The 23,582-nt window shown below is 44.0% G+C and carries 29 protein-coding genes, 5 tRNA genes and 1 pseudogene; 34 read left to right on the forward strand and 1 reads right to left on the reverse strand.

Annotated features, from left to right (window positions below):
* From Q0C19_RS03370 to Q0C19_RS03445, 16 genes are all read left to right on the forward strand, one after another.
* Positions 1 to 978, forward strand: a 978-nt coding sequence (locus Q0C19_RS03370) for an aminotransferase class I/II-fold pyridoxal phosphate-dependent enzyme (RefSeq protein WP_295052808.1), incomplete at its 5' end; no start/stop codon positions are given.
* Positions 975 to 2,234: a homoserine dehydrogenase gene (locus tag Q0C19_RS03375; protein ID WP_295052810.1), complete on the forward strand. Its 1,260-nt coding sequence runs from the start codon at positions 975 to 977 to the stop codon at positions 2,232 to 2,234. The genes Q0C19_RS03370 and Q0C19_RS03375, both read left to right, overlap by 4 nt.
* Positions 2,235 to 2,429: 195 nt before the next feature.
* Positions 2,430 to 2,543 (forward strand): 50S ribosomal protein L36, encoded by a 114-nt coding sequence (rpmJ, locus tag Q0C19_RS03380; protein ID WP_013461154.1) that lies wholly within the window; start codon positions 2,430 to 2,432, stop codon positions 2,541 to 2,543.
* A gap of 2 nt (positions 2,544 to 2,545) precedes the next feature.
* Positions 2,546 to 2,917, forward strand: a complete 372-nt coding sequence (rpsM, locus tag Q0C19_RS03385; protein WP_013461153.1) for a 30S ribosomal protein S13 — start codon at positions 2,546 to 2,548, stop codon at positions 2,915 to 2,917.
* Between the two features lie 11 nt (positions 2,918 to 2,928).
* Positions 2,929 to 3,321, forward strand: a complete 393-nt coding sequence (rpsK, locus tag Q0C19_RS03390; RefSeq protein WP_015654589.1) for a 30S ribosomal protein S11 — start codon at positions 2,929 to 2,931, stop codon at positions 3,319 to 3,321.
* 11 nt (positions 3,322 to 3,332) lie between these two features.
* The gene (gene rpsD / locus Q0C19_RS03395; protein ID WP_013461151.1) at positions 3,333 to 3,959 is read left to right on the forward strand and encodes a 30S ribosomal protein S4; all 627 of its coding nucleotides are present in this window, start codon (positions 3,333 to 3,335) and stop codon (positions 3,957 to 3,959) included.
* A 23-nt stretch (positions 3,960 to 3,982) separates the two neighbouring features.
* A complete protein-coding gene (locus tag Q0C19_RS03400) occupies positions 3,983 to 4,975 on the forward strand; it encodes a DNA-directed RNA polymerase subunit alpha (RefSeq protein ID WP_295052811.1) in 993 nt (330 codons plus the stop codon).
* Positions 4,976 to 4,999: 24 nt separating this feature from the next.
* Positions 5,000 to 5,350: a 50S ribosomal protein L17 gene (gene rplQ, locus Q0C19_RS03405; protein ID WP_294894092.1), complete on the forward strand. Its 351-nt coding sequence runs from the start codon at positions 5,000 to 5,002 to the stop codon at positions 5,348 to 5,350.
* A gap of 128 nt (positions 5,351 to 5,478) precedes the next feature.
* Positions 5,479 to 5,754 (forward strand): NifU family protein, encoded by a 276-nt coding sequence (locus tag Q0C19_RS03410; RefSeq protein WP_295052813.1) that lies wholly within the window; start codon positions 5,479 to 5,481, stop codon positions 5,752 to 5,754.
* A gap of 47 nt (positions 5,755 to 5,801) precedes the next feature.
* A complete protein-coding gene (locus Q0C19_RS03415; RefSeq protein WP_295052815.1) occupies positions 5,802 to 6,395 on the forward strand; it encodes a hypothetical protein in 594 nt (197 codons plus the stop codon).
* On the forward strand, positions 6,385 to 7,680 hold the full coding sequence (locus Q0C19_RS03420; RefSeq protein WP_295052817.1) for a UDP-N-acetylmuramoyl-L-alanyl-D-glutamate--2,6-diaminopimelate ligase: 1,296 nt from the start codon (positions 6,385 to 6,387) through the stop codon (positions 7,678 to 7,680). The genes Q0C19_RS03415 and Q0C19_RS03420 overlap by 11 nt, the downstream gene beginning before the upstream one ends.
* Positions 7,681 to 7,806: 126 nt before the next feature.
* On the forward strand, positions 7,807 to 8,181 hold the full coding sequence (locus tag Q0C19_RS03425; protein ID WP_295052818.1) for a (2Fe-2S) ferredoxin domain-containing protein: 375 nt from the start codon (positions 7,807 to 7,809) through the stop codon (positions 8,179 to 8,181).
* A gap of 3 nt (positions 8,182 to 8,184) precedes the next feature.
* A complete protein-coding gene (gene panD / locus Q0C19_RS03430) occupies positions 8,185 to 8,550 on the forward strand; it encodes an aspartate 1-decarboxylase (RefSeq protein ID WP_295052820.1) in 366 nt (121 codons plus the stop codon).
* A gap of 43 nt (positions 8,551 to 8,593) precedes the next feature.
* Entirely contained in the window at positions 8,594 to 9,442 is an 849-nt protein-coding gene (locus tag Q0C19_RS03435; protein WP_295052822.1) for a polyprenyl synthetase family protein, read from the forward strand.
* A gap of 3 nt (positions 9,443 to 9,445) precedes the next feature.
* Complete coding sequence (gene tkt / locus Q0C19_RS03440) at positions 9,446 to 11,362, forward strand: transketolase (RefSeq protein WP_295052824.1); 1,917 nt, start codon at positions 9,446 to 9,448, stop codon at positions 11,360 to 11,362.
* Positions 11,362 to 12,114, forward strand: a complete 753-nt coding sequence (locus Q0C19_RS03445; RefSeq protein ID WP_295052826.1) for an RNA methyltransferase — start codon at positions 11,362 to 11,364, stop codon at positions 12,112 to 12,114. The genes tkt and Q0C19_RS03445 overlap by 1 nt, the downstream gene beginning before the upstream one ends.
* Here Q0C19_RS03445 and Q0C19_RS03450 read toward each other — a convergent pair.
* Complete coding sequence (locus Q0C19_RS03450) at positions 12,098 to 12,421, reverse strand: thioredoxin family protein (protein ID WP_295052828.1); 324 nt, start codon at positions 12,419 to 12,421, stop codon at positions 12,098 to 12,100. The genes Q0C19_RS03445 and Q0C19_RS03450 overlap by 17 nt on opposite strands.
* A gap of 12 nt (positions 12,422 to 12,433) precedes the next feature.
* On the opposite strand from Q0C19_RS03450, the gene Q0C19_RS03455 reads away from it, so the two are divergent.
* The 18 genes and pseudogenes from Q0C19_RS03455 to Q0C19_RS03540 all read left to right on the forward strand — a co-directional run.
* Positions 12,434 to 13,321, forward strand: coding sequence for a radical SAM protein (locus Q0C19_RS03455; RefSeq protein WP_295052829.1), 888 nt, complete (start codon positions 12,434 to 12,436; stop codon positions 13,319 to 13,321).
* Complete coding sequence (gene corA, locus Q0C19_RS03460; protein WP_295052831.1) at positions 13,314 to 14,267, forward strand: magnesium/cobalt transporter CorA; 954 nt, start codon at positions 13,314 to 13,316, stop codon at positions 14,265 to 14,267. Before Q0C19_RS03455 ends, corA begins: the two co-directional genes overlap by 8 nt.
* Positions 14,268 to 14,320: 53 nt before the next feature.
* The gene (locus Q0C19_RS03465) at positions 14,321 to 15,472 is read left to right on the forward strand and encodes a sodium:proton exchanger (RefSeq protein ID WP_295052833.1); all 1,152 of its coding nucleotides are present in this window, start codon (positions 14,321 to 14,323) and stop codon (positions 15,470 to 15,472) included.
* Positions 15,473 to 16,210, forward strand: a complete 738-nt coding sequence (locus tag Q0C19_RS03470; protein ID WP_295052835.1) for a YaaA family protein — start codon at positions 15,473 to 15,475, stop codon at positions 16,208 to 16,210.
* Between the two features lie 66 nt (positions 16,211 to 16,276).
* Positions 16,277 to 16,353: transfer RNA gene (locus Q0C19_RS03475), tRNA-Thr, on the forward strand.
* A gap of 56 nt (positions 16,354 to 16,409) precedes the next feature.
* A tRNA-Tyr gene (locus tag Q0C19_RS03480) sits at positions 16,410 to 16,495 on the forward strand.
* 3 nt (positions 16,496 to 16,498) lie between these two features.
* Positions 16,499 to 16,575: transfer RNA gene (locus Q0C19_RS03485), tRNA-Gly, on the forward strand.
* A gap of 99 nt (positions 16,576 to 16,674) precedes the next feature.
* Positions 16,675 to 16,749, forward strand: a tRNA-Thr gene (locus tag Q0C19_RS03490).
* A gap of 97 nt (positions 16,750 to 16,846) precedes the next feature.
* Positions 16,847 to 18,046, forward strand: coding sequence for an elongation factor Tu (gene tuf / locus Q0C19_RS03495; RefSeq protein ID WP_295052837.1), 1,200 nt, complete (start codon positions 16,847 to 16,849; stop codon positions 18,044 to 18,046).
* A 38-nt stretch (positions 18,047 to 18,084) separates the two neighbouring features.
* Positions 18,085 to 18,237: a 50S ribosomal protein L33 gene (gene rpmG / locus Q0C19_RS03500; protein ID WP_013461134.1), complete on the forward strand. Its 153-nt coding sequence runs from the start codon at positions 18,085 to 18,087 to the stop codon at positions 18,235 to 18,237.
* 33 nt (positions 18,238 to 18,270) lie between these two features.
* Positions 18,271 to 18,346, forward strand: a tRNA-Trp gene (locus tag Q0C19_RS03505).
* Positions 18,347 to 18,409: 63 nt separating this feature from the next.
* Positions 18,410 to 18,595 (forward strand): preprotein translocase subunit SecE, encoded by a 186-nt coding sequence (gene secE / locus Q0C19_RS03510; protein ID WP_295052839.1) that lies wholly within the window; start codon positions 18,410 to 18,412, stop codon positions 18,593 to 18,595.
* A 9-nt stretch (positions 18,596 to 18,604) separates the two neighbouring features.
* Positions 18,605 to 19,135 (forward strand): transcription termination/antitermination protein NusG, encoded by a 531-nt coding sequence (gene nusG / locus Q0C19_RS03515; RefSeq protein ID WP_295052841.1) that lies wholly within the window; start codon positions 18,605 to 18,607, stop codon positions 19,133 to 19,135.
* 21 nt (positions 19,136 to 19,156) lie between these two features.
* Positions 19,157 to 19,582: a 50S ribosomal protein L11 gene (rplK, locus tag Q0C19_RS03520; RefSeq protein WP_015654570.1), complete on the forward strand. Its 426-nt coding sequence runs from the start codon at positions 19,157 to 19,159 to the stop codon at positions 19,580 to 19,582.
* A 67-nt stretch (positions 19,583 to 19,649) separates the two neighbouring features.
* A complete protein-coding gene (gene rplA / locus Q0C19_RS03525) occupies positions 19,650 to 20,345 on the forward strand; it encodes a 50S ribosomal protein L1 (RefSeq protein WP_295052843.1) in 696 nt (231 codons plus the stop codon).
* Positions 20,346 to 20,471: 126 nt separating this feature from the next.
* Positions 20,472 to 20,957, forward strand: a complete 486-nt coding sequence (gene rplJ, locus Q0C19_RS03530) for a 50S ribosomal protein L10 (RefSeq protein ID WP_295052845.1) — start codon at positions 20,472 to 20,474, stop codon at positions 20,955 to 20,957.
* A gap of 64 nt (positions 20,958 to 21,021) precedes the next feature.
* Positions 21,022 to 21,393 (forward strand): 50S ribosomal protein L7/L12, encoded by a 372-nt coding sequence (gene rplL / locus Q0C19_RS03535; RefSeq protein WP_295052846.1) that lies wholly within the window; start codon positions 21,022 to 21,024, stop codon positions 21,391 to 21,393.
* Positions 21,394 to 21,559: 166 nt separating this feature from the next.
* Positions 21,560 to 23,582 (forward strand): annotated as a pseudogene (locus tag Q0C19_RS03540) (DNA-directed RNA polymerase subunit beta); the annotation flags it as partial.

A 23,582-nucleotide genomic window follows, 5' to 3' on the forward strand; every position in this document is an offset into this window, starting at 1 on the left:
TACAAACGCCGTTACGATGTCGATCTTGATCCCGATTCCGAAGCGGTTGCAACGATGGGTTCCAAAGAGGGGTATGCACACTTGGCGTATGCCATTACCAATCCGGGAGATGTTGTTGTTGTCCCTGATCCTACCTATCCGATCCATTCATACGGCTTTATTTTAGCGGGCGGAAACGTTCAAAAAATGAAACTTCCGTTTGATGAAGATTACAAAGTGGATGAAGACCTATTTTTCGAACGTTTGGAAGAGGCCTTTCATGTCTCTTTTCCAAAACCAAAATATGTGGTCGTAAATTTTCCCCACAATCCGACAACCGCCACGGTAACACCGGAATTTTATGTTCGTCTTGTCGAGATGGCAAAGCGGGAGCGTTTTTACGTTATCAGCGATATAGCGTACGGGGATTTGACGTTTGACGGATACAAAACCCCTTCAATCCTCTCCGTACCGGGGGCAAAAGATGTTGCGGTTGAAGCGTTCACCCTCTCCAAAAGCTATAACATGGCAGGATGGCGTGTCGGTTTCTTCGTCGGAAATGCCAAACTTATCGGTGCATTGCAAAAGATCAAAAGCTGGTTGGATTATGGGATGTTTACCCCGATCCAAGTAGCCGCTACCATCGCTTTGACGGGCGATCAAGCATGTGTTCAAGAGATTACCGATAAATACGATCATCGTCAAAATATTTTGATTGATGCGTTTAACCGTGCCGGATGGCCGGTTCGCCGGAATCAGGCATCTATGTTTGTCTGGGCTAAAATTCCCGAATGTGCGATCCACATGGGAAGTCTTGAATTCTCCAAACGTTTGTTGGTGGAAGCGAACGTCGCGGTAGCTCCGGGGATCGGATTTGGAGATTACGGGGATGAGTATGTCCGTATCGCATTGATCGAGAATGATCAGCGTATCCGCCAAGCGGCTAAAAATATTAAACAGTTTTTGAGTACTTTGAGTTGCGATAAGGGTGCCGAGTGACACGTGTCGGCGTTATCGGTGTCGGCACGGTAGGACGTGCCGTCGTACAGATTTTGGAAGAGAACAAAACAATTATCACCGCACGTTCAGGGGATGAAATCACCGTTAAAAGCGGAGTGGTACGCGATCTTTCAAAAGTAGCGGATCTCTCAATTGCTTTATCCCAAAATCCGTATGATATTGTCGATGATCCTGAAATCGACATTGTTGTAGAACTAATGGGAGGAGTAGAACTTCCTCTCGCCGTTGTTAAAAAAGCACTTCAAAACGGTAAAGCGGTCGTTACGGCCAATAAAGCTCTCCTTGCTTATCACCGTTATGAGCTTCAAGAGATTGCGGGAGATATTCCGTTTGAGTTTGAAGCGAGTGTCGCGGGGGGGATTCCGATCATTAATGCGTTGCGTGATGGATTATCCGCCAACCATATCCTCTCCATCATGGGTATTATGAACGGCACCTGCAATTTTATGCTGACCAAAATGATGGATGAGGGGACCCCGTTTGCCGAGGTATTAGCCGAAGCACAAGCGTTAGGATACGCGGAAGCCGACCCTACTTTTGATATCGGAGGATTTGATGCGGCGCATAAACTGCTAATCCTCGCCTCAATTGCCTACGGTATCGATGCGAAACCTGAAGATATTTTGATTGAGGGGATCGAGGGGATCACCCCTGCGGACATCGCTTTTGCGAAAGAGTTCGGGTACACGATCAAGCTATTGGGGATCGCAAAGCGTGATGATGGCGAAGTGGAACTGCGTGTTCATGCGGCATTGGTCAAAGAAGATGCGATGATCGCAAAAATTGACGGGGTTATGAACGGCATCAGTGTTGTCGGTGACCGTGTCGGTGAAACTCTCTATTACGGTCCAGGAGCCGGCGGAAATGCGACGGCAAGTGCGGTGGTGGCCAATATCATCGATATTGTCCGCTCCGGAAAACGCTCACCGATGCTCGGATTTAATCACCCTCTTGAAGAGGGGCTTCGTCTTAAAAATAGTGATGATATCCGTTCAAAGTATTATCTTCGTCTGAGAGTTTTGGATAAGCCGGGAATTTTAGCTCAAATCACGAGTCTTTTTGCCAAACATACGATTTCGATCGAAGCGGTCATTCAGCGCCCCAGCGAAACCGAATGTGCCCATTTGCTCTTTGCAACTCACGAAGCAACCGAGCGAGCCCTCCACTCTTTAATGGAAGAACTCGAAGAACTCGATGCTGTTTTGGAGTCCCCTTTTATGATACGAATCGTGTGAGCACGATACGTATCACTCTTCTATTTCGTACCTTAATAAAACTTTAACCTACACTGCTGTATCATACGCGTCCACTTTGCCCTTTCGGACAAATAGAATTGAATGTTTCTAACTGCGTTTAATCGTAGTTACAAGTATTGGTGTGATCAATCCCACCTACGAAAAGCAAGTGATTTAAATCAACGGAGCCTACCGATGAAAGTACGTTCTTCAGTGAAGAAAATGTGCGATGATTGTAAAGTCATCAAGCGTAAAGGGATTGTTCGCGTAATCTGCAAAACCCCAAAACATAAACAAAGACAAGGATAAGCATGGCACGTATTGCTGGTGTGGACTTACCTAAGAAAAAACGTTTGGAGTATGCATTAACTTATATCTACGGTATCGGTTTACATACTTCACGCAAAATTTTGGATGCTACAGGGCTCGATTACAACAAGCGTGTATTCGAACTCAGCGAAGATGAAGCGGCAACAATCGCTAAAGAAATCCGAAGCAGCGGTATCGCTGTAGAGGGTGACCTTCGTAAACAAGTTGCTATGGATATTAAAGCGTTGATGGATCTTGGTTCTTACCGTGGTCTTCGTCACCGTAAAGGTCTCCCATGCCGTGGTCAAAAAACCAAAACCAATGCTCGTACACGCAAAGGTAAAAAGAAAACCGTCGGCTCAGCCACAAAGTAAGGGATTAGAGTATGGCAAAAAGAAAAGCAACCCGTAAAAAAATCGTAAAGAAGAATATTGCTAGAGGTATCGTACATATCTTGGCTTCATTCAACAATACCCTTGTAACGGTAACAGATGAAATGGGTAATATGATCGCATGGAGTTCGGCTGGTGCCCTTGGTTTCAAAGGTTCTAAAAAGTCAACTCCGTTTGCTGCGCAACAAGCAGTAGAGTCTGCGCTCGAAAAAGCAATGGTCCACGGAATTAAAGAAGTGGGAATTAAAGTTCAAGGTCCAGGTTCTGGCCGTGAAACAGCAGTTAAAAGTGTTGGTGCGATCGAAGGTCTCCGTGTTTCTTTCATGAAAGACGTTACTCCACTACCACACAATGGATGTCGTGCGCCTAAGCGCCGACGAGTCTAAGGAGTTTAGCAATGGCAAGATATAGAGGACCCGTAGAAAAAATCGAAAGAAGATTCGGTGTAAGCCTTGGACTAAAAGGTGAACGTCGTCTTGCAGGTAAAAGTGCCCTTGACAAACGTCCTTATGGACCAGGACAGCACGGTCAACGCCGTACAAAAATTTCTGAATACGGTACACAGCTTCGCGAAAAACAAAAAGCGAAATTTATGTACGGTTTGAGTGAAAAACAAATGCGTTCATTGTTCGGTGAAGCAAAACGTCGTACTGGTAACACCGGTACGAACTTGGTAATGCTTCTTGAGCAACGTCTTGACAACGTCGTTTATCGTATGGGATTTGCAACGACTCGTCGTTTTGCACGCCAATTGGTAAACCACGGTCACGTATTAGTTGACGGAAAACGTGTCGATATTCCATCATACCGCGTAAAACCGGGACAAAAAGTGGAAATTCACGAGAAAAGTAAAAAGAACAACCAAATCGTTCGTGCGATTGAGTTGACCAACCAAACCGGTCTTGCGGCATGGGTTGACATCGATCAAGATAAAGCGTTCGGTATTTTCACACGTCTTCCAGAGCGTGAAGAGGTTGTTATTCCTGTTGAAGAACGTCTAATCGTCGAGCTTTACTCGAAATAATCATTAAAGAAAGGGCGTTCAGCATGAAAAAAATTAAGACATCACCGCTTCTTCCGAAAGAGTTTGTCGTCGAGCAAATCAGCGCGAACGAAGCGAACATCATTGCTTATCCGTTTGAAACCGGATTTGCGGTTTCACTCGCCCATCCGATCCGCCGCTTTTTGCTAAGCAGCTCGGTCGGATTCGCACCGATCGGTATTAAAATTGAGGGTGCTAAGCATGAGTTCGACTCTGTGCGCGGTATGCTCGAAGACATTTCGGATTTCATCATTAACCTCAAAGGTGTCCGTTTCAAATTGAAAAACGGCCTTAAAGAGAAAGAGATTACTTACAGTTTCGCAGGCCCTTGTGAAATTCATGGAAGTGATTTGGATAATGATGATGTCGAAGTGGTAACCCCTAATTCATTTTTGGCTACTTTGAATGAAGATGCGACCTTAACGTTCAGCATTAAAATTCACCAAGGTATCGGATATGCTCCGAGCGAAGATGTACGGGATGTTCTGGCTGATGGATACATTGCGTTGGATGCGTATTTTACACCGGTTCGCCGTGCAACATACGCCATCGAAAACGTCCTTGTTGAAGACAATCCGAATTTTGAAAAAGTTGTTATCAACATCGTTACCGACGGACAAATTTCTCCGGTAGACGCTTTTAAAAATGCATTGGATGTTATGTATGCTCAAATGGCTGTATTTAACAGCGAAGTGAGTATCAAAGCTCCTGCAGCAGCTGAGCGCGGCGATGAGCATCCTGAACTAAAACGTTTGGGTGCACGTATTGAAGATCTTGGTTTGAGCGCACGCAGCTTCAACTGTTTGGATCGCTCTAACATCAAATACATCGGCGAAATCGTTATGATGAGCCAAAATGATTTGAAAGAGGTTAAAAACCTCGGCAAAAAATCGTTTGAAGAGATTTTAGAAAAAATCACTGAATACGGTTACGCTGTCGGGCAAGATTTGGCTGATGATCTCATCGGTGCAATCAAAAAGAAAATCGAAGCTGAATAAGCTTACTATAAAAGAGGAAGTATCATGAGACATCGTCACGGATACCGCAAGCTAGGTCGAACGAGCGCACATCGTGAAGCTTTGTTGACCAACCTTAGCATTGCGTTGATTGAACACGGTAAAATCGAAACTACGTTGATTAAAGCGAAAGAACTCCGTTCATTTGCTGAAAAATTGATTACAACTGCACGTGCCGGTGATGCTAATGCTCACCGTGCAGTGTTTGCTGTATTGCAAAACAAAGAAGCAACTAAATTACTTCTTAATGAAGTTGCCCCTAAATACACTGAGCGCAACGGCGGGTATACCCGTATCGTTAAAACTCGTATCCGCCGCGGTGATGCTACACCGATGGCATACATTGAACTCGTTTAACGAGTTCAATAACCCAGCAACCCCTTAAATCGAGCTTCACTCGAAAACTACCCTTTTCGCATTAGTACATGTTTAGTCCACTTCTTATACTATAACGCAATATTTGAGCTTTAAAAGGTATGATACCCATGATTCCATTCAGCGATGAAGAATTGATACAACCGGTTCGGACTGTTATTGACAAAATACGACCGACTTTAGCATTAGATGGCGGTGATATCGCATTTTTGGGTGTAAAAAATGGTACGATTTATGTACAGTTACAAGGTGCATGCATTGGATGTTCAAGCAGCGGCAATACGTTAAAATACGGCGTTGAACGTCAGTTGCGGATGGATATCCATCCGGAACTGATGGTTATCAATGTGCCTCATGGAATGGAACATCAAATCGATGCATTATAATTAATGTACATTGAGCCGATATTAGAATAAACGTGGAGGGATTAACAATGAAAACTATTAATTTAACCAAAACCCTCAAACAGGCAAATGAACTTTTTTTGGCAGGGCAATACAGCGAAGCATTGCGTGATTATTCATTAGTCCTAAAAGACTATCCTGACTCAAAAGAGGCTTACAACGGCGCGATACTCTCCGATATGGCAATGGGCGGAGAGAGTGCCGGTGAAGCTTTGTTTGATTACTATACTATTTTACGCAGCGAAGATATCGAGACGGCCGATACGGTCATTTCTGAAATTTTGCAGACGATGGACGGAACACTCGATCAATTGGCGGGATTGTTTCAAGAAACGATAAAGCAGCGTTTGGACTATGAAGACGGTATTATGTATACGGAATTCAAAGAGCTGGTTGAAAACGACAGCGATTTTAACCGAATTTTTGAAAATATCATGTTCTCTACCCGGGTTATTATCACCGAGAAAGAGGATTTCGTCGATTTTTTGGACAATCTTATTGATCACGGGTATCAGGAGATGGCATTAAGCTATCTGGAGAGTGCGTTGGGGGTCTATCCGAATGACCGTCAACTCCGAAATCTGCTACGCCGTTTAGCTAAGGGGAAGAACATTGAGAATTGAAATCGAGGGTCAGCCATACCGCTATATCAGCGAAAACTCAAATGAATGTGGTCGTGAGTGCGCTTTCTTTCTCACGAAACAAAATGGGAAATACAAAGAGGATGCTCTCTCTCGCGGAGCCCATTCGATTGTAACTCCGAAAGAGTGCTGGAGTATTTTCGGGCTGGATCGGATCTGTGTGATCGGTATCACCGGAACAAACGGTAAAACGACCACAGCCAGTGCCATTTACTCCATTTTGCTTGATTTGGGACACAAAACGGCCATGCAGGGGACACGCGGATTTTTTATGAATGATGCTCCGGTAGAGGGGAAAACGCTTACCACTCCAACGGTACTCAATACGTATCGACATATGGCGCAGGCGATAGCAGACGGATGTAAATATTTTGTTATGGAAGTAAGCTCCCATGCTATTGAGCAGGAGCGAATTGAGGGAATATCATTCGGGCTGAAGATTTTGACCAATATCACCCAAGATCATCTTGACTACCATGAGAGTATCGAAGAGTATATTCGCATTAAGAATCTCTTTTTTCAGGATGAGACAAAGAAACTTATCAACAAAGATGAGGCTAAAGCGCAGTTCAATTTTAAAAATGCTTTTACGTACGGTGTTGAAAATCCCGCTACTTATAAAATCATTGCCTATTCTTTGAACAACGGAGTCAGCGGTGTTTTAAAACATTTTGAAGATCATGTTCCGTTTGTGAGCGCATTGCACGGATTTTTTAATCTTTACAATATTACGGCAGCGATGGCAGCCGTTCATTTGGTAACCGATGAGAGCTTTGAAAAAATCGCCGATGCGGTTGAAAATTTCGGCGGTGTCAGCGGGCGAATGGAAGTGGTGAGCGAGTCTCCGCTGGTAATCGTCGATTTTGCCCATACTCCTGATGGAATGGAGCAGGTTCTAAATGCCCTTAAAGAAAAAGAGCTTTTGGTTGTCTTCGGTGCCGGCGGAGACCGTGATCGAACAAAACGCCCGCTGATGGGAAAAGTAGCAGTTGCGTATGCGAAAAAAGTATATGTCACGAGTGACAATCCCCGATTTGAAGATCCTGATGCGATTATTAATGATATTTTAGTCGGTATTGAGGATAAGAGTAATGTCCATGTGGATGTAAACCGCAGAGCTGCGATCGCGCAGGCGCTTAAAGATCGCAGCGGTGAAGAGGTCGTCTTGATCTTGGGAAAAGGGGATGAAACTTCTCAGATTATCTATGACCAGCATCTTCCGTTCGATGATCGTGTGGTTGCGAAAGAACTTTTGGCTTCGCTTTAATTTCCCCTAAAGCTCCCCTTAAACGGTATGGCTTCAGGCGCAGCTTAATATTGAGAATTTTATTTTGGCTATAATGCCGTTATTATTTCAGGTGTATTGTATCACCGAATTCAAAAGGAGTAGCCGATGGGTCTTCCTCAACCGGCGTTTTATATTTTCAAATGCGAGCAGAGTTCCCCTCCGGGAATGCCGAAGCCAAGCTGTGTAAATCCTCAAACTCAGGATTTGTTTCAGCATTTGGCGCAAACATTGATGCAAAAAGGGCTTATTGCGACGGTTCAGCCGATCCGTACCTCTTGCATGAACCGCTGTAATGCCGGTCCGGTAATGCTTGTAGAACCGGGTCATGTTATGTATGCAGGGCTGACCAAAGAGAAAATCGATGAAATTATTGATCGCCATATCATCGGCGGCGAAGTGGTACAAGAGTATGTTATCTCCTCAGAATTGTGGGATGCACCGATCACTCCTGCTGACATGATGAAGCAGATGGGGCGCTAAGTTATGTTGATCGAAATGCTCTACAGTAAAATTCACCGTGCTACGGTCACCGATGCTAATTTGAACTACGTCGGTTCGATCACTGTTGACGAAGAGCTTTTGGAAGCTTCGAAAATGAGAGTCGGTCAAAAAGTAGAAATCCTCAACATCAATAACGGTGAGCGCTTTTCAACGTATATTATCCTCGGTGAGAGGGGTAAACGGGACATCTGCCTTAACGGTGCTGCCGCACGCAAAGTGCATAAAGGGGATAAAATCATTATTGTTGCGTATGCGACGTACAATGATCAAGAACTTGAAAGTTATAAGCCGACGGTTGTATTAGTCGATGATGAGAATGCTATCACCGATATAATCGAGAAGATATAAGCTCCCTCATGTTACTATTTCGCTAAAAAATAGTGGGATAACAATGGAGCAGTTTGAAACGTTTTTAGGATCGCATCTTCCGATTGCCCCTTGTTTTCATCCCCATTACGAAAGTTCCTTGCGCCAAATGCTCACGGGCGGCGGAAAACGGTTTCGTCCGGCGCTCCTTTTGGGTGTTGTGCGGGCGTACAATCCCCTTTTAACCCCAAGTGCTTATCATGCCGCATTAGCGATAGAACTGCTTCATACGTACTCTTTGATTCACGACGATCTTCCCGCTATGGATAATGCCGATTTACGGCGCGGTATGCCGACGCTTCACAAAACCTACGATGAAGTGAGTGCGATTTTAGCCGGAGACGCGTTGAATACGTATGCTTTTGAAGTTCTCTCCAATGCCCCGTTATCGGATCGTGTAATTGTAAAATTGGTACGTTCACTGGCGTATAACGGAGGAGTGAACGGAATGGTACTGGGGCAGGCTATTGATTGTTATTTTGAAAATCAGCGCCTTGAATTGGATCAGGTAAAGATGCTTCATATCCATAAAACGGGGAAACTGATTGCTGCCGCGCTTCAAATGGGAGCTTTCATCGTCGGACGTGATGAGATTGCTCAGGAGCTGTATGAATTCGGAATCGATCTGGGCCTGCTGTTTCAAATTCAAGACGATATTTTGGACGTTACTCAAAGTGACGAGCAGGCGGGGAAAACAACCAACAATGATCAGGCTAAAAACAGCTTTGTTACCTTGCTCGGATTTGAGAAAGCCATGCGGGAAGCCGATACGTTGGCGGATAAAATCAACCGACAAATGGGGAGTTTTGATGAGAATTTGCAGCGTGAATTGTCACCAACACTTAACCACTACATTAACCGACATAAGGATTAAACGATGAGTAATGCAATGCGCCAAAAAATGGCAAATACGATCCGCTTTTTAGCGGCAGATATGGTTCAGCAAGCCAATTCGGGCCATCCGGGCGCACCGATGGGATTAGCGGATATCGCCGTAGTTCTCTCAGAGCACATGAACCATAACCCGAAAAATCCGAAATGGCTTAATCGCGATCGTCTAGTATTTTCCGGCGGACACGGCACAGGGCTTATTTATTCACTTTATTATCTATGGGGATACGGATTAGAGATCAGTGATCTAAAAAACTTTCGCCAGCTTGATTCTAAAACTCCGGGACATCCTGAGTTCGGTCATACGGCAGGGATTGAGATCACGACAGGACCCTTGGGGCAGGGGATTGCCAATGCCGTCGGATTTGCCATGGCGTCTGCGTATGTCGGAAACAAAGTCAACTCAGAAACGGCCGAATTGATCGACCATAAAGTCTACTGTCTGTGCGGTGACGGAGACCTTGAAGAGGGGATCAGTTACGAAGCGTGTTCGATTGCTGGCCATATGGGGTTGGATAATCTGGTATTGATTTATGATTCAAACCGCATTACGATTGAGGGATCGACCGATCTTAGTCTCAGCGAAAATATGCGAGATCGTTTCGAGTCTCAAAACTGGGCAGTCTTGGAGATTGACGGACACAATTTCGATGAAATCGACAGTGCATTGACCCAAGCCAAAACGATTAGCCGTCCGGTACTTATTATCGCAAATACCGTTATCGCCAAAGGGGGCGGTAAAATGGAAGGCTCCCACCATGCTCACGGCGCACCGCTCGGGCATGAGGTGATCAAAACCGCTAAAGCGCACGCAGGATTTGATCCTGAAGCGACATTTGCTGTCGATGCGGATGTGTTGGAGAATTTCCGCTGTGCGATCGAAAAAGGAGATTTGGCGGAGCGCGAGTGGAATCACCGGATCAAAGAGCTTCCGTTAGTCGAACAAAACGAAGCGTACGAGCAGTTAATGAATCCCGACTTCAGTCGTATCCAATGGCCGACGTTCGAAAAAGCCGATGCGACCCGTAATACCAATGGGATCATTTTGAACGCGATCGCTAAAGCGGTTCCGGGATTTATTGGGGGATCGGCTGACCTTGGTCCGTCGAATAAAACGGAACTTGTCAATATGGGAGATTTCCCTAAGGGCAAAAATATCCATTTCGGTATCCGTGAGCACGCGATGGCATCGATTACCAACGCGATGGCATTGTACGGCCCGATTATGCCGTTTAGTGCAACCTTTTTTGTTTTCAGCGATTATCTTAAACCATCCGCCCGTATTGCGGCATTGAGCGGTATTCAGCATTTCTTTATCTGGACACATGACAGTATCGGTGTCGGTGAAGACGGACCTACCCATCAGCCGATTGAACACTTGAGTCAGTTTAGAGCATTGCCGAATTTCTATGTCTACCGTCCGGCAGATGGAATTGAAAACGTTAAATGCTGGAAAAAAGCACTCTCGATGAAACACTCCCCATCAGCCTTTGTCTGTTCTCGCCAAAATCTTCCGTTGCTTCCTACTTCTGTTCACGGAGATGTAGAAAATGGGGGATATCTATTGATAGAGCGTGCTAATGCCACCGTTACCCTTATGGCATCAGGGTCTGAAGTTGGTTTGGCAATTGAATCTGCCGAACTCCTCTCTTCTCGCGGAATTGCCGCTAACGTTGTGAGTGTTCCATGTTTTGACTTGTTGTTGGAACAGCCTCAAAGCTATATCGACACGATTATTAAACCTCTCACGAAAAAAATTGCGATTGAAGCGGCACGAGGTCTTGAGTGGTACCGTTTTGCCGATACGGTAGTCGCGATGGACGGATTCGGTGCCAGTGCACCGGCTGATCAATTGTTTGTGAAATTTGGATTTACTGCGGAAGCCGTTGCGGCAAAAATCTGATGCAGGACTCCGCAGAGTATTTAGAAAAAAAGCGTTTTTTTGATTCGCTGATTACTCTATACGGTCGTAATGTTGCCGTTGAAGTGCTGCGTGATGATGCGGTACAAATCCATAAGCTGCATCTCTCCAAAAGCAATCGCAGTGACGAGACAATCGAAGAGATTATGGCTTTAGCCGAGATGCGGGGTGTGGAGATTAAATACCATACGAAAGAGTCCCTTTCCCGTATCTCTAAAAACAGTGCCCAGGATCAAGGGGTAGCCATCGATGTGGTATCTCGAAATTACCGCAGTGCCTCTAACATTGCGACTGATTTGCCGGGCTCATTTCGTCTTTTAGCCCTCGATGGAATTAACAATCCTCAAAATTTAGGGATGATTGTCCGCTCTGCGGCTGCCAGTAAAATTGACGGTATCGTATTGCCTCGCCGCAACAGTACGAAATTATCCCCCTTGGTGATGAAAGCGTCAGCGGGTACCCTATTTAAAATCCCGATCTACTACTGCGAAGAGTTGAGTGAGATTTTAGGGATTAAAGATACCGCGATTATCACCCTCTCCTCCCATGCCAAAGAGGATATTCACACATTGAAAATCCCTTCTCGGGCTATTTTTGTCTTGGGGAATGAAACCGAAGGGGTCAGTGATGCGGTGATGCGTGCTTCAACCCACAGCGTATCGATAGAAATGCATCGCGGAGTAGAGTCACTCAATGTGGCCGTAACGGCAGGGATCGTCAGCTTTCTACCATAAGGGTATAAGGACGTCGAATAGCATCCGTCACTTCTCCGACACTCATGTGGCGGCTTTTACGTAAAAATTCCCGCCCCTGAAAAAAGATGAGTACCGTCGGTATCGTAAAAACACTAAAGTGCGAAGCAATTTCAGGAGTCTCGGAAATGTCAATACTCTCAATGATAAAAGAGGGGAAGTTGTCCATAACGGCTTCGGTCAGTTTGGGTTTTAGGGCATGGCAGACATTGCAGGTCGGTGCACTAAAATAGAGCATGACCGCATCATTCGTGTTTAGGGTTTGGTTGATTAATTCTAAGGTTTGCATAAAGGGATTATAATGAAATTCAGCCGTGCCTATGTTGAAGTAACCAATATTTGCGGACTCTCATGCACTTTTTGTCCTCCGAAAATAAAACCGTCAACAACGATGGAACTCCCATTTTTTAAAAAAATACTCGAAGCGTTATCCCCTTATACGGATGAAATTGCACTCCATGTGATGGGAGATCCGATGGTTCTCAGCAATTTGAGAGAGTATTTGAATATCGCCCAAAGCGCTGGCTTGAAAGTCATGATCACTACCAGCGGATTTTATCTGGATTCACAACGATGTGAATCCCTTTTTCATCCCTCTCTCCGACAGATTAATATTTCGCTTAACAGTTTCAATAAAAACAGTGTTTCCCGGACATTTGATGAGTATATTGAGCCGATTTTACGATTGTGTGACGAAAAACTTTTGCGATCCGAAGCATTTTTTATCAATTTGAGACTTTGGAATCTGGATGAGGAACGAAGCGAAAAAGGGTTTAACGAGAAGCTTTTTTCCCGATTGGAACACCATTTCGATCTTGCAGCCGGATCAATTATTTCTCAGATCAGCGGCGAACGCCAATCGATCCGTTTGGGATCCAAAATACTGCTCCATTTTGACCGCTATTTTGAATGGCCGAATCTCACTAATCCTCTTGCCAAAGAGGGGTATTGTCAGGGGCTAAATAAGCAAATCGCCGTTCTCTCAGACGGGAGAGTCGTGCCGTGTTGTTTGGATGGAGAGGGGATAATTGAACTGGGTAACCTGAATGAGACAAATTTGGGTAAAATTCTGACATCGAAACGCGCGACTAACATCACCGATGGGTTTTTAAAAGGGGTGTGCGTTGAAGAATTATGCCAAAGATGCTCCTATAAGGAGCGATTTGTGAAAGGGGGAATCAATGATTAAATGTTATGTTCGCAATGAAAATGCTATCGCATTTATCGATACGATGTCAGAGCTTGATGGCGATGTGATCGATAAAGTGATCTGGATTGATATGCTGATGCCGACCTACGATGAGATTGCATTTATTGAAAATACATTTACGATCAAATTTCCGACCAAACAAGAGACCGAAGAGATTGAAATCAGTTCCCGTTACTGGGAAGAGTCTGATCGCATTGAAATTAACAGTTATTTTTTAGTCAATACCCGAGAAAGTTCGCACAATGAAACCGTATCGTTTATCCTCTATCGGGACATTTTGATCTCGATCCGATATACGACATTGTATACGTTTGATGAATTCAACCGAAAATTTTTTGCTACTCCGAAACAGTTTGATACGGGGTACGATATTTTTTGTCAAATTTTGGATATTCGGATTGATGCCGATGCGGATATTATCGAAAAATTGGCAAAGGACATTACCCGTGTCCGAAAACACGTTTTGACCGACTATTCGAATGAAGATGAAGAGATATTGGAGCGGATCTCCTCATTGGAAGATTTGAATATGCAAATACGGGAAAATCTAAATGACAAACAGCGGATTTTGAGTGCATTTCTAAAGTCAAGTAAATACAAACATGCTCTAAAACACGATGTTACCGTTATGTTAAAAGATATCAAGTCGCTGATCGACTATACCGACTTTAACTTTGAACGGCTCGATTATCTCCAAAATATTTTTGTCGGTGTTTTGAGCATTGAGCAAAACAAGGTTATCAAGATGTTTACGATTGTTAATGTCGTATTTCTGCCGCCGACCTTGATCGCAAGTATTTACGGTATGAACTTCGATCTTTTGCCGGAACTGCATTGGAAATTCGGTTATTTGCTTTCCATCTTTATGATGATCATTTCATCGATTCTACCGGTGTATATCTTTAAACGAAAAGGGTGGATTTAATCATCCCTCTGATTGTGGTATGATTCTCTATTACTAACTAAAAGGACAAAGAATTGGATAGGCGGATACGCTATTTTATCGAAGATTATTGGGATATTTTTATTGGCATAGTCTCAATCGTATTGGCGGTTATGTTTGATATACAGCAAGAAACTTCACTCTCTACACTGTTCGCGGCGATTGGAATCGCGGCACTTTCACTTACGGTTGCCGAAGTAGCCGATATCCTCTCTGAGCGGCTTCATGAGCCTTATGGCAGCTTTGTCCTTACCTTTAGCGCCGTCGTAGTAGAAATTATTCTGTTGTACGTTATTTTGCTCGAAGTACGGCACTCTCCGGAAGTTTTGGAAACGGTTAAGGGGGGGATAATCTCTGCCGTTATTGTCGATTTGAATGTTTTGCTCGGACTTGCCGTCTTTTTGGGTGGTTTGGCCTACACGCAGCAGCAGCATAACAAAGAGACCTCTAGCGCGTACAGTACCGTTTTATTCGTTGCTTCGAGCGCATTGCTGGTTCCGGGATTGCTGAGCCATACGGATAACGGAAGCGCTTCCTTGACCCATGTAAGCCATTTGATAGCGGGTGTACTCCTCCTTTTCTACATTATTATTTTTATTTTTCAAACCCGAACCCATACCCACTTTTTCAAAGCAACGGCACGAAGCCGCTTTTTCCGTCTGAAGCGGAAGCTCCAGGAAGAGGAAGATATAGAGATTGATGAAAATGAATCGAGTGACTATATTTTCGAACATTTTAGTACGCCGGTAAATTTTATGGTTATTTTCGGTTTCATTGCCGTGATTGCGTTCGGGGCGGAGATCTTTGCCGGAAACGGAGTAATCATTGCACGCGAATACGGGATATCTGCCGGTCTCGCCGGATTGGTAATCGCCATTATCAGCGTCTCACCTGAAATTTTTACGGCTGTACGTGCGGCGCGTAACGATCAAATCCAGAGGGTTGTCAATATTGCGATGGGGGCATCGACGGTTTCGATTATTTTGACGGTTCCGATTTTAATGATGTTGGCGTATATGTCAGGTATCAATCTCACCCTCGATTTTAATCCGCTCCAAATCGGTGCATTGTTGCTGACGATTCTATTAGTATGGAAAACAACCGATGAGGGTGAAACCAATTATTTTGAGGGGGCGTCGCATATGATGTTCTTTCTCAGTTACGCCATTATTGCTGCCTACTACTAAATGATTATCCTTTTTTCTCCCAGCGAAGGAAAACGTTCAGGTGGCGTTCTTCCTCCTCTTCACCAAGGGAGTCTGATATTCCCCCATCTTTATCATAAACGCCTTGAGGTGATCGAACAATATGAAAAACTGGTGCAGGGGGGAAGTGATGAACAGCTCTCTGCACTCTTTGGAATCAAAGACCCTAAAGAGTATGAACGGTATAAAAAGTTGTTTTCGTCTATGCCGAGTATGAAAGCGATTGAGCGCTACGACGGGGTAGCGTATGATTATTTGAACTATTCAATACTCTCTTCGGATGCACAGCGCTACATTGACAACAATACAATACTCTTTTCCAATCTTTTCGGTCCGCTGCGGGCAGGCGATACAATACCCGATTATAAACTAAAACAAGGATCAATGATCGGAACATTCGCACCTGAAAAGCATTACAAAGGGCAGTTTAGTCTCGCATTGAATGAATTGATCGGCGATCAAGAGATACTGGATCTTCGCGCGGGGTTTTACGATAAGTTCTATACTCCCGAGAAACCGAGCGTTACCTTTAAATTCCTCAAAGAGGGAAAAGTGGTGAGCCATTGGGCGAAAGCGTATCGGGGCATTGTGCTGCGTGAAGCGGCAAAACATCAAATATCGACAATAAATGAGCTGTTGGCGATGAATATTGAGGGGTTGATTGTACGCGAAATCATGGAGACAAAAAAGAAAAAAGAGGTCGTTTATTCGATTGTTTGATTTTCTTTCAAATAAGCTTGACTTTTTAGAAAAGAGTGTATATAATTTCGGCTCCATTTCACCAATGCCGGCATAGCTCAGTTGGCTAGAGCAATTGATTTGTAATCAATAGGCCCGGGGTTCAAATCCTCGTGCCGGCACCATTGAATGAAATCGGAAACGCATTACATTTATCAGTGTTAGACCAGATTATGGCCGTGGTGAGATACTCAAGTGGCCAACGAGGGCAGACTGTAAATCTGCTGATTTTTATCTTCGAAGGTTCGAATCCTTCTCTCACCACCATCTGCGGGAATAGCTCAGTTGGCTAGAGCGTCAGCCTTCCAAGCTGAATGTCGCGAGTTCGAGTCTCGTTTCCCGCTCCACTGGGAGCTGAAGTATACAATTCATAATTACTACTTCATCATTACCTTAAAACGTAAAATAGTTTTTAAGCTTCCAAAATACATATATCATTGTTTTATGCTCACGTGGCTCAGGGGTAGAGCACTTCCTTGGTAAGGAAGAGGTCGGCGGTTCAAATCCGCTCGTGAGCTCCAGTAATAATATTGTAATATTTTTTGAAAGCTTGAAAGCTATTTCAGCTGTTTTTTGGTATAATTCCAAATTCATTTACACATTCAGTCGGAGGACACTATGGCAAAAGAGAAATTTGAACGTACAAAACCACATTGTAACATCGGTACAATCGGTCACGTCGACCACGGTAAAACTACGTTGACTGCAGCAATTACAGCTGTACTTGCGGTAACAAACGGCGCAAAAATGATGGATTACGATGCTATCGATAATGCACCAGAAGAGCGTGAGCGCGGTATTACAATCGCTACTTCACACGTTGAGTACGAAACAAACAATCGTCACTATGCACACGTTGACTGTCCTGGACACGCCGACTATGTTAAAAACATGATTACCGGTGCTGCACAAATGGACGGCGCTATCCTTGTTGTATCTGCAGCGGACGGCCCAATGCCACAAACACGTGAGCACATCCTTCTTTCTAAACAAGTCGGTGTTCCGTACATCGTTGTTTTCATGAACAAAGAAGATATGGTTGATGACGAAGAACTTCTTGAGCTTGTTGAGATGGAAATTCGTGAACTTCTTGATATGTACGATTTCCCGGGTGATGATACTCCAATCGTTGCTGGTTCAGCTCTTCGTGCACTTGAAGAAGCAAAAACTGGTACTCTTGGTGAGTGGTCAGCAAAAATCCAAAAGCTTATGGCTGAGGTAGATGCTTATATCCCACAACCAATCCGTGAAACAGATAAAGATTTCTTGATGCCGGTAGAGGACGTTTTCTCTATCTCTGGTCGTGGAACTGTTGTTACTGGTCGTATCGAGCGTGGTACAATCAAAATCGGTGAAACAATCGAAATCGTTGGTATCCGTGACACTCAAACAACAACTGTAACAGGTGTTGAGATGTTCCGTAAAGAGATGGAAATGGGTGAAGCTGGTGACAACTGTGGTCTTCTTCTCCGTGGTACTAAGAAAGAAGATGTTGAGCGTGGACAAGTTCTTTGTAAACCAAAATCTATCACTCCTCACACAAAATTTGAGGCTGAGATTTATGTATTGAGCAAAGAAGAGGGTGGACGTCATACTCCATTCTTCAACGGCTACCGCCCACAATTCTATGTTCGTACAACTGACTGTACAGGTGCTATCACCTTGCAAGAAGGTACTGAAATGGTTATGCCTGGTGATAACGTGAAAATCAATGCTGAATTGATTCACCCGATCGCTATGGAAGAGGGTACTCGTTTTGCTATCCGTGAAGGCGGACGTACTGTCGGCGCTGGGGTTGTTTCTAAAATCCTTGCATAATTTCCCCCAACCTTCGGGTTGGAATCATAAGGTAAAACATGCGTGAAAATATCCATTTAGCGTGTGAGAAGTGTACGAGACGTAACTATCACACTACTAAAAACAAAAAAACTCATACTGAAAAATTTTCAGTACGTAAGTTTTGTAAATTTTGCCGTGAGCATACGGTTCATAAAGAAGCAAAACTTTAAGTCGTTTCCCCTCGGGGATTCTAATAAATATATAGGTCAGTAGTTCCAATGGTAGAGCGCCGGATTCCAAATCCGATTGTTGGGGGTTCGAATCCCTCCTGGCCTGCCACCCATTTTCAACTAATGATGCTTACGAGCTTTATTCGTTGGAAATGTCCTGAGGATGAAATAGATGAAAAACACATTAAGTCAAACCATTCATAATGCGAAAATGGAACTTGCAAAAGTTATTTTCCCGACAAAACCGCAAGTTAAACAAGCGTTTATTGCGGTTGTTGCCGTCGTGACATTTGTCGTATTGTTCTTGGCATTGGTCGATTTTATCATGTCTTCAACCGTTTCGGCAATTTTGAAATAAGGAAAAAACATGGCACATCGTTGGTACTCGATTCAAACTTATGCCGGTAGTGAGCGCAGTGTTAAAGCCGCTATTGAAAATATAATTGCAGAAAATAATCTTCAAGAAGTCATTACCGAAGTAATTGTTCCGACGGAAGATGTTATTGAAGTAAAAAACGGCAAAAAGAAAATTACTGAGCGATCATTGTATTCAGGATACGTATTCGCGAACATGGATCTCTCGATTGATCTACAGCACCGAATCCAATCATTGCCTCGTGTTGCCGGCTTTATTGGTGAATCCAATAAACCGACTCCGCTCAGCGAGAACGATATTGCGGTTATCTTGGATCGTGTAACGAACCGCTCGGCTCCGAAACCGAAAGTATTCTTCGACAACGGAGAGATGGTGCGTATCGTGGACGGACCGTTTGCGAACTTTACCGGAACCGTGGATGAATACGATCTTGAGCACGGTACGTTGAAACTTAATGTTTCTATCTTCGGGCGTAGTACTCCGGTTGATATTTCGTACACTCAAGTCGAAAAAATAATTTAATCTCAAAAAAAGGAAGCACAAATGGCAAAGAAAATTACGGGCTACATCAAGTTGCAAGTACAAGCCGGCGCAGCTAATCCGGCACCACCGGTTGGACCTGCACTCGGACAACGTGGTGTTAACATCATGGAATTTTGTAAGGCGTTCAACGAGCGTACAAAAGATAAAGCAGGTTTTAAACTCCCTGTTGTTATTACTGTATATGCGGACAAAACGTTCTCCTTCATCACAAAACAGCCTCCGGCTTCTGCTCTCATCATGAAAGCAGCCGGTCTTAAAAAAGGGACTGATAATCCGATGAAAAACAAAGTGGGTAAAATCACTAAAGCTCAATTGATGGAAATCGTTAAGCAAAAAATTCAAGATATGAATACTGATGACATCGATGCTGCAGCTGCTACAATCGCAGGTTCTGCTCGTTCAATGGGTGTTGATATCGTAGATTAATTCTACAAAACTCTTCGACCGCAAAGAGGCTAAATCTTGCGGCAGATTCTAATATTGGAGAATTCAAATGGCTGGAAAACGCTATAAACAACTGAGTGAAAAAATTGATATGTCAAAGAGCTACTCTGTAGCAGACGCTGCTGCGTTCATGAAAGAACTCAAATCAGCGAAATTTGACGAAACCGTAGAAATTGCATTAAATCTTGGTGTTGACCCTCGTCACGCTGACCAAATGATCCGTGGTGCCGTTGTGCTTCCTCACGGTACGGGTAAAGTGGTTCGCGTTGCGGTTTTCGCTAAAGGTGCAAAAGCCGATGAAGCAAAAGCTGCCGGTGCTGATATCGTCGGAAGCGATGATTTGGTTGAGCAAATCAAAGCGGGTAACATCAACTTCGATATCGTTGTTGCTGCACCGGATTGTATGGGTCTTGTTGGTCAAGTAGGACGTATCCTCGGGCCAAAAGGGATGATGCCGAATCCTAAAACAGGAACTGTTACAGCGGATATCGCAAAAGCGGTCAGCAATGTTAAAGGCGGACAAGTAAATTTCCGTGTTGACAAAAAAGGGAACATCCATGCCGGTATCGGTAAAGTGAGTTTCGATACGGATAAAATTGCTGAAAACATTAAAGCATTTGTCGGTGCAATTAACCGTGCTAAGCCTTCAACGGCAAAAGGGCGTTACATCAAAAATGCGGCGTTGTCATTGACAATGAGCCCTGCGATCAAATTTGAAATACAAGAGCTTTTAGACATTCGTTAATCGATGTTTAGCTGACGAAGCCAAAGCTTCGTCTTTATCTTATGGACTGAAGACAGTAGGGGGCTTAGGCCTTAATCAGAATTCTTCTGCCCCGCTTGAAGTTGTTATGTCTGGAAAGGAGAAACTATGAATAAATCACAGAAATCTGAGATTGTTAATGCATTGACATCAGAGTTTAAATCTTCTGCAGCGGTTATTATGTGTGACTATCGCGGTTTGGCAGTGTCTGAACTCGAATCACTTCGTAAAATTGCACGTGAAAAAGATGCAAAAGTACAAGTTGTAAAAAATACACTTGCGACTATCGCTCTTAACAACGCTGAAATGTCTGGTATCGATATCGTTGATACTAATATTTTTGTATGGGGCGCTGATGCAATCGCTGCTTCAAAAACTGTTGTTGATTTCGCAAAAGCAAATGATAAATTTGTTATTCGTCAAGCTTACATTGACGGCGAAGCTGCTGATGAGACTAAGGTTCGTGCATTCGCTACCCTACCGGGACGCGAAGAGTTGCTCGGAATGCTTGCATCTGTATGGATGGGACCAGTTCGCAACTTTACAATCGGACTCGATGCGCTTAAACGCAAAAAAGAAGAAGAAGCAGCATAATTGCCGCTTTGAAAAACCGCTGATTGTATTATCGGCATAAAAAAATACTTACAGGAGAATTACTATGGCTGTTACAAAACAAGACGTTCTTGAGTTTATCTCAAACCTTTCTGTCCTCGAGCTTTCTGAGCTTGTAAAAGAATTCGAAGAAAAATTCGGAGTATCTGCTCAACCGGTAGCGGTTGCTGGTGGTGCTGTTGCTGCAGTTGCTGCTGAAGAAGAAAAAACTGAATTCGACGTTATCTTGAAAGACGGTGGTGACAAAAAAATCAACGTTATTAAAGTAGTACGTGCGATGACAGGTCTTGGTCTTAAAGAGGCTAAAGATGCAGTTGAAGGCGCTCCTACAACTATCAAAGAAGGTATCTCTAAACAAGATGCTGAAGCAGCGAAAAAAGAGCTTGAAGAAGCTGGCGCTGCCGTCGAAATCAAATAATCATTTTGATCGGAGGCTTCGTGCCTCCACCTCCCACAGGGCACTTTACGAAGCGGATTTTAGCTTCTTCGTAAAGTGCCCATACGTCGTTATAGGGTCGGGGACGCTCGACTTATAGACTTTGCACTTATCCCTATGGGATCAAAAACTTCGATTGAGGTAGCCTATGTTAAACACTCTTCACTCCGGAAACCGCTTACGCGTTGATTTCGCGAAAACTCCACAACAAATTGAAGTACCGAATTTGTTACAACTTCAACAAAGTTCTTATGAATCGTTCTTGATGCTGGACCAAAAAGATCGTACCAAAAGCGGTATTGAACGCGTATTCCAATCGGTATTCCCGATTCATGATTCACAAAACCGTCTTTCTCTTGAATATCTCGGCTCCGAAGTAGGGCGTCCTAAGTACACCGTACGCGAATGTATGGAACGCGGATTGACCTATTCGGTATCGTTACGTATGAAAACACGTCTCATGATTTGGGATCGTGACGAAAACACCAAAGAAAAAACCGGTGTAAAAGATATCAAAGAACAAACTATTTTTATCCGTGACATACCATTGATGACAGAACGTACATCGTTCGTTATCAACGGTGTTGAGCGTGTTGTTGTGAATCAGCTTCACCGTAGTCCGGGGGTTATCTTCAAAGAGGAAGAATCAACGACTGCCGGAAGCAAAATGATCTTTACCGGTCAGATTATCCCTGACCGCGGTTCATGGCTCTATTTTGAGTATGACCCGAAAGATATCCTTTACATGCGTATCAACAAACGTCGTAAAGTACCGGTTACAATCATGTTCCGTGCACTCGGCTACAGCAAACAAGATATCTTGAAAATGTTCTACCCGTTGCAAAAAATCCGTGTCGAAGAGAACAAATATTTGATGGATTTCGATCCTGAACAATTTGCAGGACGTCTCGGATACGATTTGGTGGACAGCGATGGAAAACTCCTTGTAGCAGCCGGAAAACGTCTTTCAGCTAAAAAAGCGGAAAAATTGATTTCTGAGGGTGTTACTGCGATTCAGTACCCGATCGAAACTTTGATCGAGCGTCATTTGGCTGAGCCGATTATCGATGCGGTAACGGGTGAAGTAATGTTCGACACCATGGCACAGCTTGATGAGACGAAACTCAAAAAAATGATTGAAGCGGGTGTTAAAGAGTTCATTATCGCAAATGACCTTGCTGAAGGGCACGATAGTGCCATCATCAATGCGTTTGCAGCCGATACCGATTCCTTGAAATTGCTCCGTCAAACGGAAATTATCGAAGACGAGAACGACCTTGCCGCAATCCGTATTTACAAAGTTATGCGTCCCGGCGAGCCGGTAACGAAAGAAGCGGCAAAAGTATTTGTTAATCAGCTTTTCTTTGATCCTGAGCGTTATGATTTGACACGCGTCGGTCGTATGAAGATGAACCACAAATTGGGCCTTAATATCCCTGAATATGTGACCGTTTTGACCAATGAAGATATTATCAATACCGTTAAATATGTTATCAAAGTTAAAAACGGACAAGGTCACATCGATGACCGTGACCACCTCGGTAACCGACGTATCCGTTCAATCGGTGAGTTGCTCGGTAATGAGTTACACAACGGTCTTGTCAAAATGCAAAAAGCGATTAAAGACAAACTCTCAACGATGAGCGGACCGACGACTGAATTGATGCCGCACGATTTGATCAACTCAAAAATGATCACAAGCACCATCATGGAATTTTTCAGCGGCGGACAATTGTCACAATTTATGGACCAAACGAATCCGTTGTCGGAAGTTACCCATAAACGTCGTCTTTCAGCGCTCGGAGAAGGCGGTCTTGTCAAAGAACGTGCCGGATTTGAAGTGCGTGACGTTCACCCGACCCATTACGGCCGTATCTGTCCGATTGAGACCCCTGAGGGACAAAACATCGGTTTGATCAATACGTTGGCAACCTATTCGAAAGTAAATGAGCACGGTTTTATCGAAGCTCCTTACAATGTGGTTAAAGACGGTGTCGTAACGTCTGAAGTTGTCTATTTGACAGCTACTCAAGAAGAGGGGAAAGTAATTGCAGCGGCATCTAGCCGTGTCGATGAAAACGGAAATTTCCTTGATGATTTGGTTGAAACACGACAAGATGGCGAATACCCTCTCGTTTCTCCAAAAGACTGTGAGCTTCGTGACTTGACAC

The organism is Sulfuricurvum sp., assembly GCF_023250475.1.
Classification (GTDB): domain Bacteria; phylum Campylobacterota; class Campylobacteria; order Campylobacterales; family Sulfurimonadaceae; genus Sulfuricurvum.